This window comes from Bradyrhizobium sp. WBOS08, from assembly GCF_024585125.1.
GTDB lineage: Bacteria > Pseudomonadota > Alphaproteobacteria > Rhizobiales > Xanthobacteraceae > Bradyrhizobium > Bradyrhizobium japonicum_B.
Genome location: NZ_CP028988.1, coordinates 4,065,547 through 4,079,214 on the forward strand (window position 1 = coordinate 4,065,547; position 13,668 = coordinate 4,079,214).

A 13,668-nucleotide genomic window follows, 5' to 3' on the forward strand; every position below is an offset into this window, starting at 1 on the left:
GGAGGAGGCGAGGATGACGATGAAGCAGAGTTTTGGACTGAGCTGCGCGCTGTTGAGCGCAATCGGATTGAGCACGGCCGCCGGTGCGGCCGAGCAGATCACCTTCGTCTCGCAGGGCGGGGCCTATCAGCAGGCGCAGACGGTGGCGATCCTCGATCCCTCCGCCAAGAAGCTCGGCATCACCATCAACCAGGATTCGATTCCCGACGCCTGGCCGGCGATCAAGACCCAGGTCGGCAGCGGCAAGCCGATCTGGGACGTGGTCGACACACCCACCGGCAACTGCCTGCGCGGCGGCGAGCAGGGCCTGATCGAGAAACTGGACTTCTCGAAGATTCCGAACGGCGCGGCGATGCCGGAGGCCTATCGCAGTCCGTATTCGGTGTCTTACGAATTCTATTCCAGCGTGCTGGCCTACAGCCAAAAGACATTTCCGAAGGACGCGCCGAACAGCTGGGCCGATTTCTGGGACGTGAAGAAATTTCCTGGCCGTCGCGCGCTGCGCAACCACCCGTTCGCGACGCTCGAGGCGGCGCTGATGGCCGACGGCGTCGCGCCCGACAAGCTCTACCCGCTCGACGTCGACCGGGCCTTCAAGAAGCTGGAGGAGATCAAGCCGCACATCACGGTATGGTGGACCTCGGGCGCGCAATCGGCGCAGCTGCTCAACGACGGCGAGGTCGACATGGAGATGGCCTGGAACGGCCGCGTCAGCGCGGTCGCCAAGGAAGGCGCCAAGGTCGCCTTCACCTACAACCAGGGCGTCCTGCAGAGCACCTCGCTCTGTATCCTCAAGGGCGCGCCCAATCTCGCCACCGCGGTGAAATTCCTCAACGAGGCCGTCGATCCCGTGCACCAGGCCAATCTGCCGCTACATATCGACTACGGCCCGGGCAATCCCAAGGCGTTCGAGGCCGGCGTGATCAAGCCCGATCGCGCCGCGCAGTTGCCGAGCGAGCCGGCCAATGCGGCCAAGCAGGCGCTGATGTCCTATGCCTGGTGGTCCTCGCCCGCCGGCGAAGCCGCCGAGAAGCGCTGGGCGTCGTTCATGCAGAAGTGAGGCGAGGCAACGTTGACGACATCAGTCTCAGATCCATCGCAGAAGCATCAGCGCCGCGAGCACGGCCTGATGCTGGCGCTGGTGTCGCCGGCGTTGCTCGTGATCCTGGCTCTGATCGTGCTGCCGGTCGGTTGGCTCGCCTGGCAGTCGATCTACCATGACGGCTTCACGCTGGAGAATTATCGCCGCGTCTTCACCGAGGACATCTACTGGCGCAGCTTTGCGCTGACCTTCGAGATCAGCCTCGCGGTCACGCTGATTGCGCTGCTGCTCGGCTATCCCGTCGCCTATCTCGCCAACGCGCTGCCGAAAGGCTGGAGCATCCTCATCCTGTCGCTGGTCGTGCTGCCGTTCTGGACCAGCGTGCTGGTGCGCGCCTATGCCTGGCTGGTGCTGCTGCAGCGCAGCGGCGTGATCAACCAGTTCCTGCGCCATCTCGAATGGGTCTCCGAGCCGCTCGCGCTGGTCCACAACACCTTCGGCACGGTCGTCGCGACGGTGCACATCCTGCTGCCCTTCATGGTGCTGCCGCTCTATGCGACCATGCAGAAGATCCCGAACGAGCTGATGCAGGCCGGCGCCAGCCTGGGCGCGAGCCCGTCGCTGACGTTCGTCCGCGTCTTCCTGCCGCTGTCGCTGCCGGGTGTGCTCGCAGGCTGCACCATGGTGTTCGTGCTCTGCCTCGGCTTCTACATCACGCCGGAATTGCTGGGCGGCGGCCGCACCGTGATGGTATCGATGCTGGTGAGCCGCAACGTCGAGCTCTACAACCAGTTCGGCGCCGCCAGCGCCGTTGCGGTGGTGCTGCTCCTCAGCGTGCTCGCGATCTTCTTCATCGTCAGCCGCTTCATCTCGCTCGATCGCGTGTTGGGGCAGAAATGAACCGCCTCTCGCCCGCACGCATCGTCCTCTACGTGTTCAGCGCGCTGGTGCTGGTCTACCTGATCCTGCCGGTCCTGATCATCGTGCCGATCTCGTTCTCCAGCGCGCGCTTCCTGACCTTCCCGCCGCCGTCGTTCTCGCTGCGCTGGTACCAGCAATATTTCGCCAGCTCCGCCTGGATGCAGGCGACGCAGGTGACGCTGACGGTCGCGGCCCTGACCGTCCTGGTCGCGACGCCGTGTGGGGTGGCCGCCGCCTACGCCATCAGCCAATCGAAGCTGCGCATCATGCGCGTGATCCACATGGCGCTGCTGCTGCCGCTGGTTGTGCCGATCATCATTACCGCGGTCGGCATCTTCTTCGTCTATGCCAAGGTCGGCCTGGTCGCGACCATGCCCGGCCTTGTGCTGGCGAATGTGATGCTGGGATTGCCTTACGTCGTCATCTCGGTGCTGGCAGGCCTGCAGAGCTTCGATCCGGCGCAGGAGATGGTGGCGCGCAGCCTCGGCATGAACCGCCTCCGCAGCTTCTTTGCGGTGACGCTGCCGCAGATCAAGTCCAGCGTGGTTGCCGGCGGCATCTTCGCCTTCATCTCGGCGATGGACGAGACCATCGTCGCGCTGTTCATCTCGGGCGGCCAGTATCAGCCGCTGACCAAGCGCATGTTCACCGCGTTGCGCGACGAGATCGACCCGACCATCGCCGCGATCTCGACGCTGATGACGGCCGCCTCGTTCATGCTGGTGCTGCTGGCGAGCGCGCGCAAGAAGGACGGCTGAGGGATGGCGTTGCCGTGGCGGCGCGCCGGACGCCGTTGCACGAGGCGTCGCGAGCCCTTGTTCACGATCACCCGATCGCGAAATCCGCGGCGGTCTCGGCGTGAATGGCCGTGGTGTCGAACGTCTCGACCGACGTGTCATCGGGGCCGACCAGCATCGTGATCTCGGTGCAGCCGAGGATGATGCATTCCGCGCCTGCAGCGACGAGTGCTGCCATCACGTCCTGATAACGACGACGCGAAGCATCGGCGACGATTCCGAGGCACAGCTCGTCGTAGATGATGCGGTTGACGTCGGCGCGCGCCTCCGCGGGAGGAACCAGCACGTCGAGATCATGCGCGCGCAGCCGGTCGATGTAGAAGTCCTCCTCCATCGTGAACCTGGTGCCGAGCAGCCCGACCCGCCGGTAGCCTTTCGCCCGAATCCGCTGCGCCGTCGCATCGCCAAGGTGGATGAATGGGATGGTCACGCTGGAGACGATCTCGGGCGCCAGCTTGTGCATCGTATTGGTGCACAACACGATCGCCCGCGCGCCGGCACTTTCGAGACGCCGCGCGACCTCGGCCAGGCTGGCGGCCGCCTCGCTCCAGCGGCCCGCGTACTGCATCTGCTTGATCTCCTCGAAATCGTAGGAATACAGCAGCAGCGGGGCGGAATGCAGCTTGCCCATGCGATCGCGGACGCGCTCGTTGATCAGCTTGTAATAGAGCGCCGTGCTCTCCCAGCTCATGCCGCCGATCAGGCCGATGGTCTGCATTCCAGTTGCTCCCGACTTTGGTTCAACCGGATCGTAGCCGAAGATGTCGAAGCTCGGTAGCCGTTGCTTGATTGCAGGGCCTGTTACGGCCGAAGGTCGCGAACAGGCCGTCGTGCAAACGGCACGGACCGGCATGACGCCCGTGCAGGCGATCAGGGCCTTTCGACCTTGCGCGCGCTCTCGGCCTGTCTTACGCAGTTGCCGAATAATGGCGCATTGCCAGAGCCTTGAGGGAGCCGTCATGACCATCCGCAACACCCGCACCGGCGGCCAGATCCTGATCGATCAGCTCGTCGCGCAAGGCGTCGAGCGCGTCACCTGCGTGCCGGGCGAGAGCTATCTGGCAGCGCTCGATGCGCTGCATGACAGCCCGATCGACGTCGTGATCTGCCGCGCCGAGGGCGGCGCGGCCATGATGGCGGAAGCCTATGGCAAGCTCACCGGGCGACCTGGAATCTGCTTCGTCACCCGCGGCCCCGGCGCCACCAATGCCAGCCACGGCGTCCACATCGCGATGCAGGATTCGACGCCGATGATCCTGTTCGTCGGCCAGGTCGACACCGGCATGCGCGAGCGCGAGGCGTTTCAGGAGCTCGACTACAAGGCGGTATTCGGCTCCATGGCGAAATGGGCGGTCGAGATCGATCGTCCCGACCGCATTCCGGAGCTGGTGGCGCGCGCCTTCCGCGTCGCCATGCAGGGCCGTCCCGGTCCCGTCGTGATCGCGCTGCCGGAGAACATGCTGACCGAGACCGCCGCCGTGGCCGATGCCATGCGCATCGAGCCGGCGGTGAGCTGGCCGGCGCCGGCCGACCTCGACAAGCTCAGTGCCATGCTCGCGGGCGCCCAGGCGCCGCTGGTGATCCTCGGCGGCTCGCGCTGGACCGATGAAGCGACCAAGAGCATTGCGCGCTTTGCCGAGCGCTTCGACCTGCCGGTCGCGACCTCGTTCCGCCGGGCCTCGCTGATCGACGCCGACCATTCGCACTACGCCGGCGATCTCGGCATCGGCCCGAGCCCGGGCCTGAAGGCGCGTGTCGATAACGCCGACGTCGTCCTGCTCATCGGCGGCCGCATGTCGGAGATGCCGTCCTCGTCCTACACGCTGTTCGACATTCCATCGCCGAAGCAGAAACTGGTCCATGTGCATCCGGGCTCCGAAGAGCTCGGTCGCGTCTATCAGCCTGATCTGGCGATCCAGGCAACGCCTGCGGCCTTCGCGGCCGCCGTCGAGACGCTGAAGCCCTCGGGCGCAGTGGCCTGGAGGGGCGAGGCCACCAAGGCCCATGCCGATTACCTCGCCTGGACCGACAAGGCGCGCGAGCTGCCGGGCACGTTCCAGTATGGCCAAGTCATGACCTGGCTGCGCGACCGGCTGCCGAAGGACGCCATCGTCTGCAACGGCGCCGGCAACTACGCTGGCTGGATCCACCGCCATCACCGCTTCCACAGCTTTGCCGCGCAGCTGGCGCCGACCTCGGGTTCGATGGGCTATGGCGTGCCGGCGGGCGTGCTCGCCAAGCGGCAATATCCGGATCGAATCGTCGTCGCCTTTGCCGGTGACGGCTGCTTCCTGATGAACGGCCAGGAGTTCGCCACCGCCGTTCAGTACGACGCAGCCCTGATCGTGATCGTCGTCGACAATTCGCAATACGGCACCATCCGCATGCACCAGGAGCGCGATTATCCCGGCCGCGTCGTCGGCACCCAGCTCAAGAACCCCGACTTCGCAATGTACGCGAAGGCGTTCGGGGGCCATGGCGAGCGGGTCGAGCGCACCGAGGAATTCGCGCCGGCGTTCGAGCGTGCGCTCGCCTCCGGCAAGCCGTCGATCCTCCACTGCATCATCGATCCCCGCGCGATCTCGGTCGGCAAGGATTTCATGCCCGCGGTGAAGGCTTAAAGCGATGGCGGCCGGCCGCCACGTCGCGATCATCGGAGCCGGCGCGGTCGGGGTCGTCAGCGCCATCGAGGCGCTGCGCGAAGGCCATCGCGTCACGCTGATCGATCCGGGCGAGCCCGGCGGCGAACAGGCGGCGAGCTATGGCAATGCCGGTTGGCTGTCGTCGCATTCGGTAATCCCGCCGGCGGAGCCTGGCATCTGGAGGAAGGTGCCGTTCTATCTGATGGATCCGCTCGGGCCGCTCGCGATCCGCTGGTCCTATTTGCCGAAGGCGCTGCCCTGGCTGGTCAAATACCTGCTCTCGGGCTGGACCGCGGCGCGGGTCGAGACGACGGCGTTCGCGCTGCGCGATCTCTTGAAGGACGCACCGCTGCTGCACCGGAAACTGGCCGAAGAGGCAGGCGTCCCCGAGCTGATCGAGCGCAACGGCGTGATGCATGTGTTTCCGTCACGCGGCAATTTCGACGACGATCTCGGCTGGCGCCTGCGCAGGAAGGTCGGCGTCGAATGGCTCGAGCTTTCCGCCGACGAGATGCGCCAGCGCGAGCCGGATCTGCATCCGCGCTACACCTTCGGCGTGGTGGTGGAAGAGGCCGGACGCTGCCGTGATCCCGGCGCCTATGTCGCCGCGCTCGCCGCTCATGCGATCGCCAGCGGCGCCAAGCACGTGCGGGCCAAGGCGACCGGCTTGAGGCTGAACGGCGGCAGGCTCGTGGCCGTCGTCACCGAGACCGGCGAGATCGCTTGCGATGCCGCTGTGATCGCCGCGGGCGCGCGGTCAAAGCAACTGACGACATCGGTCGGCGATCCGCTGCCGCTGGAGACCGAGCGCGGCTATCACGTCATGATCGAGAATCCGGAAGTGGGTCCGCGCAGCTCGATGATGGCGTCCGACGCCAAGATGGTGGTGAACTGGACCAACAAGGGCTTGCGCGCCGCGGGCACGGTCGAGATCGCCGGCCTCGAGGCCGCGCCGAACTGGAAGCGCGCCGAGATCCTGCGCGATCATCTTCTCGGCATGTTCCCGAAACTGCCGAGGGATATTCCGGCCTCGCGCATCAAGACCTGGTTCGGCCATCGCCCGAGCATGCCCGATGGACGGCCCTGCATCGGCTATGCGCGCGCCTCGCGCGATATCGTCTACGCTTTCGGTCATGGCCATGTCGGCCTGGTCGGCTCGGCTCGGCCCGGACCGGCCGCCTCGTCGCGCAGCTCCTCAGCGGCAAGCAGCCTGAAATTCCGCTTCGTCCCTTCGCGCCCGAACGTTTCCTCTGAGGTCGCAGCATGACCAACTCGGCTCATTCGTCCTCCCGCATCGCCCGTGGCGGCAAGGCCATCTACGGCGCGCCGCTCGGCATTCTGATGCTGGAAGCGCGCTTTCCCCGCATTCCCGGCGACATGGGCAACGGCACCACCTGGCCGTTCCCGGTGCTCTATCGCGTGGTGAGCGGGGCTTCGCCGGAGAAGGTGGTGCTGAAGGGCGCGGCCGGCCTGCTGCCCGACTTCATCGATGCGGCCAAGGACCTGGTGCGGTTAGGGGCTGAGGCCATCACCACCAATTGCGGCTTCCTCTCGCTGTTCCAGAAGGAGATCGCTTCCGCGGTCGGCGTTCCCGTCGCAACCTCCTCGCTGATGCAGGTGCCGTGGGTGCAGGCGACCCTGCCGCCGGGCAAGCGCGTCGGTCTCGTCACCGTGTCGGGCTCGACGCTGACGCCGGCCCATCTCGAAGGCGCAGGCGTGCCGCTCGACACGCCGCTGGTCGGCACCGAGAATGGCAAGGAGTTCTTTCGCGTCCTGATCAAGGCCGAGAAGGACGATATGGACATCGCGCAGGCCGAGCGTGACGTGGTCGAGGCCGGCAAGCAGCTCGTCGCCGGGAATCCCGATGTCGGCGCAATCGTGCTCGAATGCACCAACATGCCGCCTTACGCCGCGGCGCTTCAGGCCGAGGTGGGATTGCCGGTCTACGACATCTATTCCATGATCACCTGGTTTCACGCCGGACTGCGCCCGCGCGTCTTTGCGTGAATGCGTCCGAGAGGTCGTCACTAGTCCTGGAGTGAAGTCATGAAATTATCCGGCAAGGTCGCCGCCATCACCGGCGCAGCGCGCGGCATCGGCAAGGCCTGCGCGAAGAGGTTTTTGGACGACGGCGTCAAGGTCGTCATCTCGGATGTCGACGCCGAGGGCCTCGCCGCGACGGCCGCCGAGCTGGGCCGCCCGGATGCCCTGCGCACCGTCGTCGGCAATGTCGCCAAGCGCGCCGATGTCGACCAACTCGTCGGCACGGCGGTGAAGGAGTTTGGCCGGCTCGACATCATGGTCAACAATGCCGGTGTCGCCCGCAACCGGGACATCCTCGACATCACCGAAGAGGAGTTCGACGAGATCATCGGCATCAACTTGAAGGGCGCGTTCTTCGGCGTGCAGGCGGCGGCGAGGCAGATGATCGCGCAAGGCGGTGGCGGCGTCATCATCAACATGTCCTCGGTGAATGCACTGCTGGCGATCCCGGCGCTGGCGACCTATGCGATGTCCAAGGGCGGCATGAAACAGCTGACGTCGGTTGCCGCCGTTGCGCTCGCCCCGCACAACATCCGCGTCGTCGCGGTCGGACCGGGCACGATTTTGACCGACATGGTGAAGTCGTCGATCTATACGTCGGACGATGCCCGCAGGACCGTGATGTCGCGCACGCCAGCCGGCCGCGGCGGCGAGCCGAGCGAGGTGGCCTCGGTGGTGGCGTTCCTGGCGAGCGACGATGCGTCCTACATCACCGGACAGACGATCTATCCGGATGGCGGAAGGCTGGTCCTGAACTACACGGTGCCGGTGAAGGAGAAGTAGGGGAACGAAGTCGCCCCACACTCGCTGTCATCGCCCGCGAAGGCGGGCGATCCAGTACTCCGAGACAGTAGTGATAGAACCGATGGGCCGCGGCGTACTGGATGCCCCGCCTCTGTGCGCAATTGCGCACTAGGCGGGGCATGACACCCGTTGCAAGGCGGCCAGTCGGCCCTTCACTCCGCCGCCACCGTCATGCCGTGACCGAGCCGCTTCGAGATGCCGCCGGCGCAATCGCGCAGCGCATGCGCGATCGGGCTGTCCCAGCGCGCATCGAACGTGCCTTCGGGGCCCATCGCGGTGATGACCAGCGCGACGTGGCCGGAATGGTCGAACACCGGGGCCGAGAAGGCGTTGACGCCGGGCAGGGGATCGCCGAGGGCGCGGGCGAGGCCGTGCTTGCGGACCTCCGCGAGCATCTCGGTGAGTTCGGCGCCCTTCACGGCGCGCTTGGGATTGTAGCCGACGCCGTGACGGTCGAGGCCGCTCTCGAGCGCGGCGTTGATGGTTTTCTCGGGCAGGAAGGCTGCAAACGCCCGGCCGGTCGCGGTCTCCAGCAGCGCCATCACGGAGCCTACGCGCATCACGATGTGGACCGGCTGGGCCGGCTCCTCGAGCTGGACCACGGTCGGGCCGTGCGTGCCCCAGACGGCGAGCGAGACGGCATGTCCGATCTGGCTCGCCAGCGCGGCGATCTTGGGGCGCGCGATGCGGACGCCGGAGAGCCGGCGCAGGCTGATCAGCCCGAGCTCCAGCGCCAGCGCGCCGATCTCGTAGCGACCGGTGCTCTCGTCCTGCTCGATCAGGCCGATGCGCGAGAAGCTGGCGAGATAGGGGTGCGCCTTGGCCGGCGCCATGCCGGCCTCGCGCGCGAGATCGCGCAGCATCATCGGCTCGCCGCACCTTGCGAGCGCGCGGAGCAGCTCTCCGCCGACCTCGATGGACTGGATGCCGCGGCTTTCTCTCTTCATGCGCCTCCGGTGCGCCTGGCTTAGGCCGCCTCGCGCTTGGCGGCGCTGTCGGCGAGATGACGGCCGGCAATGTAGCCGAAGGTCAGCGCCGGCCCAAGCGTGATGCCGGCCCCGGGATAATTGCCGCCCATGATGCTCGCCATGTCGTTGCCGGCGGCGTAAAGCCCGGGAATCACCCGTCCCTCGGCATCGAGCGCCCGCGCATTCGCGTCGGTGACGATGCCCGCATAGGTGCCGAGATCGCCGATCACCATCTTGATGGCATAGAACGGCCCGTTCTCGATCGGTGCGACGCAGGGATTCGGGCCGTGCAGCGCATCGCCCTGGTAGCGGTTATAGGCCTTCGAGCCCTTGCCGAACGCGGCATCGTGTCCGAGCGGGGCCGTCGCATTGAACTGCTTGACCGTCTCCGTGAACGCCTTGGCATCGATGCCTGCTTTCGCCGCCAGCGCCTCCAGCGTGTCGCCGCGCATCAGGTAGCCGGTCTTGAGGTGATGACCCAGCGGCATCGGGAAGGGCGGCACGCAACCGAGGCCGTATTTGCGCAACGTCCTGTGATCGCAGACGAGGAACGCTGCGATCTCCTCGCCGGGCTTCGCGGCCTTGACCATGGCCTGGACGAAGTCGTGATAGGAATTGCCTTCGTTGGCAAAGCGCTTACCGTCGCGCATCACCGCGATCACGCCGGGCTTGGCGCGGTCGATGAAATGCGGCATCACACCCTTCGAGCCGTCCTTGCGCGTCGTCAGCGACACCGGCACCCACGCCGCTGCGTTCGGCAGGCGGTCCTCGACATGCCCGCCTGCGCGCTCCGCAAGACGTAAGCCGTCGCCGGTGTTGCCGGTTGGCCCCGGCGAAAAATGCTCATTGCCGGTCGGTGCGTGCGGAAACATTTTTCTGCGCCGCTCCGCATCGTGCGGGAAGCCGCCGCAGGCGAGCACGACGCCCTGGCGGGCGCGGATGCGGACCTCGCGTCCCTCGCGCGACACGATGGCGCCGGTGACAGTGCCGTTCTCGACCGTCAGCTCGCGCACCGGCGAGGACAGCCACATCGGAATCTTCAGGTCGAGCGCGGATTTGGCGAGGCGCCCGGCGAGCGCATTGCCGTTGGTCAAGGTCATGCCGCGGCCGTAGCGCAGCACGTCCATCAGGTGCCGCGACAGGCGCTTGGCGACATAGAGCGCCGAGGTCAGCGACTTCGTCACCCGCATGAAGTGGATGATCTCCTTGCCGCTTCCCAGCATCATGCCGAACACGGTGAGCTCGGGCAGCGGCATGCCCAGCGACTTGATGAGGTCGCCGAGCTCGCGGCCGTCGAACGGACGCGTCACCATGGAGCGGCCGCCCTGCGCGCCGCCCTGCGCCTCGGCGTGATAATCCGGAAACACCAGCGGCATGTCGAAGCGCAATGCGGTCTTGGTGGTGAAGAAATCGACCGCCTCGGGGCCGGCCGCCAGAAACGCATCGACGCGCGCGGCATCAAAGTTGTTGCCGGCCTCGTGCCGCAGATAGGTGCGGGCCTGCTCCGGCGTCTCCTCGATGCCGTAGGCTTTCGCCAGCGACGTCCCGGGAATCCAGAGCCAGCCGCCGGAGCGGGCGGTGGTGCCGCCGAAGCGCGGCTCCTTCTCGACGATCAACACGTCGAGGCCGCGGGACCGGGCGGTGATCGCGGCCGACATGCCGGAGCAGCCCGATCCGGCCACGAGCACATCGCACTCGTAAGTTTCGCTTGCGCCATGCTCGTTGCCGGTCATCTGGGCCTCACTTCTTCAGCAGCGGACATTTGGACTCCGAGACCGGCCGGAAGGCGTCTTCGCCCTTCACGGTCTTGACGATGTCCAGATAGTCCCAGGGCTCCTTCGATTGCTCGGGCGTCTTCACCTTGGCGAGATACATGTCGCGGATGACGCGGCCGTCCTCGCGCAGCTTGCCGCCATGGACGAAGATATCCTCAATCGGCAGCTCGCGCATCTTCGCCATCACCTTGGCGGACTCGTCGGTGCCGGCGGCCTTGATGGCCTTCAGATAATGCAGAACCGCGCCATAGACGCCGGTCTGGATCATGGTCGGCATCACCTTGGTGCGCTCGTAGAACTTCTTCGACCAGGCGCGCGTGGCCTCGTCCATGGCCCAGTAGGAGGCCGTGGTCATGTAGGTGCCCTGCGCGGCCCTCAGGCCGATCGCGTGAACGTCGGTGTCGAACATCAACAGGCCGACCAGCTTCTGGCCGCCCTGGACGAGGCCGAACTCGCCGGACTGCTTGATGGCGTTGTCGGTGTCCTGGCCGGCATTGGCGAAGGCGACGACGTCGGACTTGGAGCTCTGCGCCTGCAGCGCGAAGGAGGAGAAGTCCGCGGTGTTGGTCGGATGCTTGACGCCACCGAGCACCTTGCCGCCCATCTCGTTGATGAAGCGGGTTGCGTCCTTCTCGAGCTGCTGGCCGAAGGCGTAATCGGCCGTGATGAAGTACCAGGACTTGCCGCCTTCCTTGATCACGGCGGAGGCCGTCACCTTCGACAGCGCATAGGTGTCGTAGGTGAAGTGCACGGTGTTCGGGCTGCACAGCTCGTCGGTCAGTGAGCTGGCGCCGGGGCCGGAGAGCAGTGCGACCTTGCCTCGCTCTCGCACCATGTTGTGCACGGCGATCGCGATGCCGGAATTGGGGATGTCGACCACGGCATCCACCTTGCCGTTGTCGAACCAGCCGCGCACGATCTGCACGCCGACGTCCGTCTTCATCTGGTGGTCGGCGCTGATGATCTCGATCGGCTTGCCGAGCACGGTCGGCCCGAATTCTTCCACGGCCATCTTGGCGGCTTCGACCGAGCCCGGCCCTGAATTGTCGCGGCCCCAGCTCGACAGATCCGTCAGCACGCCGATCCGCACCGCATCGTCGGAGACTTGCGCGGTCGCCGGTGTGGTCACGGCAGCCGACGTCATGGCCGCAAGCATGGCGCAGGCGAGATACCCTCTCATGGTTGTTTCCTCTCTTTTATTGGCCGCAGGCCGCGGGTGGAGGTAAATTAGATATGAGCGAATTAGTTTGTCAATATTGAAGTGTGGCTGCTGAGCGGATGGCGAGGGGAAAGCGGAAATGCCTCAACGCCCGTCATTGCGAGCGCAGCGAAGCAATCCAGAATCTTGCCGTGGAGTAGTCTGGATTGCTTCGTCGCAAGGGCTCCTCGCAATGACGGGGCTGGCAGCGGTGGGCTTCGTGACGGGCCTGGGCCCGGTTGCCGAAGGGGCCCCAAAAATATTTCGGTCAGCCCCTTGAAACGGATGTCCGATTTTCTAAGTCGTTTTTCGCCGCGAGAGCGGTGTGCCGGATGCCAGATCGGGTCCGGTACGGGCGCCGGGCCGGTCTTCGGACCTCGTCCGAAGACCCTGTCCTGCGCTCCTTCGTATCCATCTTGCTCTCAGGAGGACTTGGTTATGAGGACCAGTTTCGACTTCGCGCCCCTGTGGCGTTCCACCATCGGCTTCGATCACCTGGCCGACCTCGTCGACAGCACGCTGCGCCAAGCGACCGAGGATAATTATCCCCCCTACAACATCGAACGCTCCGGTGAGGACCATTACCGGATCAGCCTTGCGGTGGCGGGCTTCGGCGCCAGCGACATCGCGGTGACGGCCGAGCAGAATGCGCTCACGATCGAGGGCAGGAAACCCGAGACCGCCGCGCGGGAATATCTGTACCAGGGCATCGCCGCGCGGCCGTTCCGGCGCGTGTTCAATCTCGCCGACTACGTCCAGGTGAAGCAGGCCTCGTTCCAGGACGGGCTGTTGATCATCGACCTCGTCCGCGAGGTTCCGGAAGCGATGAAGCCGCGCCGGATTCCGATCTCGGGCGCCGCGCCTGCGGCATCGCAGATCGAGCAGAAGAAAGCGGCTTGAGCTTTCGCTGCTGCGTTCGACACACACTAGCATCAAGCGGGACGGTGGCGGTCAGCCGCCGCCGTCCAGGAGTCAACCAGCCCGTCCCTTGGAAAGGAGCATGAGGGAGGTCCAGAAATGACCAACGTCAATACCAATACCGGCACGCTCAATCCGCTGTTTCACCCCGCGGCCCATTACGACTCGCCTGCCGACGTTCTCAATGCGACGGAGCTTTCTCCGCCGGAGAAGCGCATCATCCTGTCGTCCTGGGCGTCCGACATGTACGCGGTCGAATCCTGTCCCGCCTTGCGCGAGATTCCCGGGATGAGCCATACGGTCCGGCTCGCCGACATCCTGGCCGCCCTGCGCAAGCTCGACGGCGACAACGACAATGACGATCCGCCGCGCGGCGGCGGCGTGCCGATGCGGCTGCGGCGGCCTTGGGCCGCCGCAGAGGGGGCAAGCCGATGATGCTCACGCAGACCGTTCTGGGCCTCGTGTTGCTCGGTCAGGCCTCGGCGGCCTTCGCCGCTCCGTTGCTGGCCATGCAAGGCTGGATTGTCGCCTCACGTGAGGCGTGAAGCCACTCCACTCTC

General features: G+C 65.9%; 12 protein-coding genes and 1 pseudogene. 9 read left to right on the top strand and 4 right to left on the bottom strand.

The window, feature by feature from the left end:
• Nucleotides 1-13: 13 nt before the first annotated feature.
• The 3 genes from DCM80_RS19185 (at nucleotide 14) to DCM80_RS19195 (ending at nucleotide 2,721) form a co-directional block, all read left to right on the top strand.
• A complete protein-coding gene (locus DCM80_RS19185; RefSeq protein ID WP_257193117.1) occupies nucleotides 14-1,060 on the top strand; it encodes an ABC transporter substrate-binding protein in 1,047 nt (348 codons plus the stop codon).
• A 69-nt stretch (nucleotides 1,061-1,129) separates the two neighbouring features.
• Nucleotides 1,130-1,942, top strand: a complete 813-nt coding sequence (locus DCM80_RS19190) for an ABC transporter permease (protein WP_257197978.1) — start codon at nucleotides 1,130-1,132, stop codon at nucleotides 1,940-1,942.
• Entirely contained in the window at nucleotides 1,939-2,721 is a 783-nt protein-coding gene (locus DCM80_RS19195) for an ABC transporter permease (protein ID WP_257193118.1), read from the top strand. The genes DCM80_RS19190 and DCM80_RS19195 overlap by 4 nt, the downstream gene beginning before the upstream one ends.
• Nucleotides 2,722-2,788: 67 nt before the next feature.
• On the opposite strand, the gene DCM80_RS19200 is transcribed toward DCM80_RS19195, so the two are convergent.
• Entirely contained in the window at nucleotides 2,789-3,478 is a 690-nt protein-coding gene (locus DCM80_RS19200; protein WP_257193119.1) for an aspartate/glutamate racemase family protein, read from the bottom strand.
• Nucleotides 3,479-3,719: 241 nt separating this feature from the next.
• Here DCM80_RS19200 and DCM80_RS19205 point away from each other — a divergent pair, with 241 nt between their 5' ends.
• From DCM80_RS19205 to DCM80_RS19220, 4 genes and pseudogenes are all read left to right on the top strand, one after another.
• The gene (locus DCM80_RS19205; protein ID WP_257193120.1) at nucleotides 3,720-5,381 is read left to right on the top strand and encodes a thiamine pyrophosphate-binding protein; all 1,662 of its coding nucleotides are present in this window, start codon (nucleotides 3,720-3,722) and stop codon (nucleotides 5,379-5,381) included.
• A gap of 4 nt (nucleotides 5,382-5,385) precedes the next feature.
• Nucleotides 5,386-6,656: pseudogene (locus DCM80_RS19210) on the top strand (NAD(P)/FAD-dependent oxidoreductase).
• 9 nt (nucleotides 6,657-6,665) lie between these two features.
• Complete coding sequence (locus DCM80_RS19215; protein ID WP_257193121.1) at nucleotides 6,666-7,409, top strand: aspartate/glutamate racemase family protein; 744 nt, start codon at nucleotides 6,666-6,668, stop codon at nucleotides 7,407-7,409.
• A 39-nt stretch (nucleotides 7,410-7,448) separates the two neighbouring features.
• Nucleotides 7,449-8,228: an SDR family NAD(P)-dependent oxidoreductase gene (locus DCM80_RS19220; protein ID WP_257193122.1), complete on the top strand. Its 780-nt coding sequence runs from the start codon at nucleotides 7,449-7,451 to the stop codon at nucleotides 8,226-8,228.
• Nucleotides 8,229-8,401: 173 nt separating this feature from the next.
• Here the strand turns inward: DCM80_RS19220 and DCM80_RS19225 are convergent, their stop codons facing one another.
• The 3 genes from DCM80_RS19225 to DCM80_RS19235 are packed head-to-tail and all read right to left on the bottom strand — an operon-like array spanning nucleotide 8,402 to nucleotide 12,172.
• Nucleotides 8,402-9,196, bottom strand: coding sequence for an IclR family transcriptional regulator (locus tag DCM80_RS19225; protein ID WP_257193123.1), 795 nt, complete (start codon nucleotides 9,194-9,196; stop codon nucleotides 8,402-8,404).
• 20 nt (nucleotides 9,197-9,216) lie between these two features.
• Complete coding sequence (locus tag DCM80_RS19230; RefSeq protein ID WP_257193124.1) at nucleotides 9,217-10,950, bottom strand: FAD-dependent oxidoreductase; 1,734 nt, start codon at nucleotides 10,948-10,950, stop codon at nucleotides 9,217-9,219.
• 7 nt (nucleotides 10,951-10,957) lie between these two features.
• Nucleotides 10,958-12,172 (bottom strand): ABC transporter substrate-binding protein, encoded by a 1,215-nt coding sequence (locus DCM80_RS19235; RefSeq protein ID WP_257193125.1) that lies wholly within the window; start codon nucleotides 12,170-12,172, stop codon nucleotides 10,958-10,960.
• 456 nt (nucleotides 12,173-12,628) lie between these two features.
• Here DCM80_RS19235 and DCM80_RS19240 point away from each other — a divergent pair, with 456 nt between their 5' ends.
• Together DCM80_RS19240 and DCM80_RS19245 are read left to right on the top strand one after the other, a co-directional pair.
• Complete coding sequence (locus DCM80_RS19240; protein WP_257193126.1) at nucleotides 12,629-13,090, top strand: Hsp20 family protein; 462 nt, start codon at nucleotides 12,629-12,631, stop codon at nucleotides 13,088-13,090.
• 117 nt (nucleotides 13,091-13,207) lie between these two features.
• Nucleotides 13,208-13,543 carry a hypothetical protein gene (locus tag DCM80_RS19245; protein ID WP_257176892.1) on the top strand — a complete coding sequence of 112 codons (336 nt, stop codon included), beginning with the start codon at nucleotides 13,208-13,210 and terminating at the stop codon, nucleotides 13,541-13,543.
• Nucleotides 13,544-13,668: the final 125 nt, after the last annotated feature.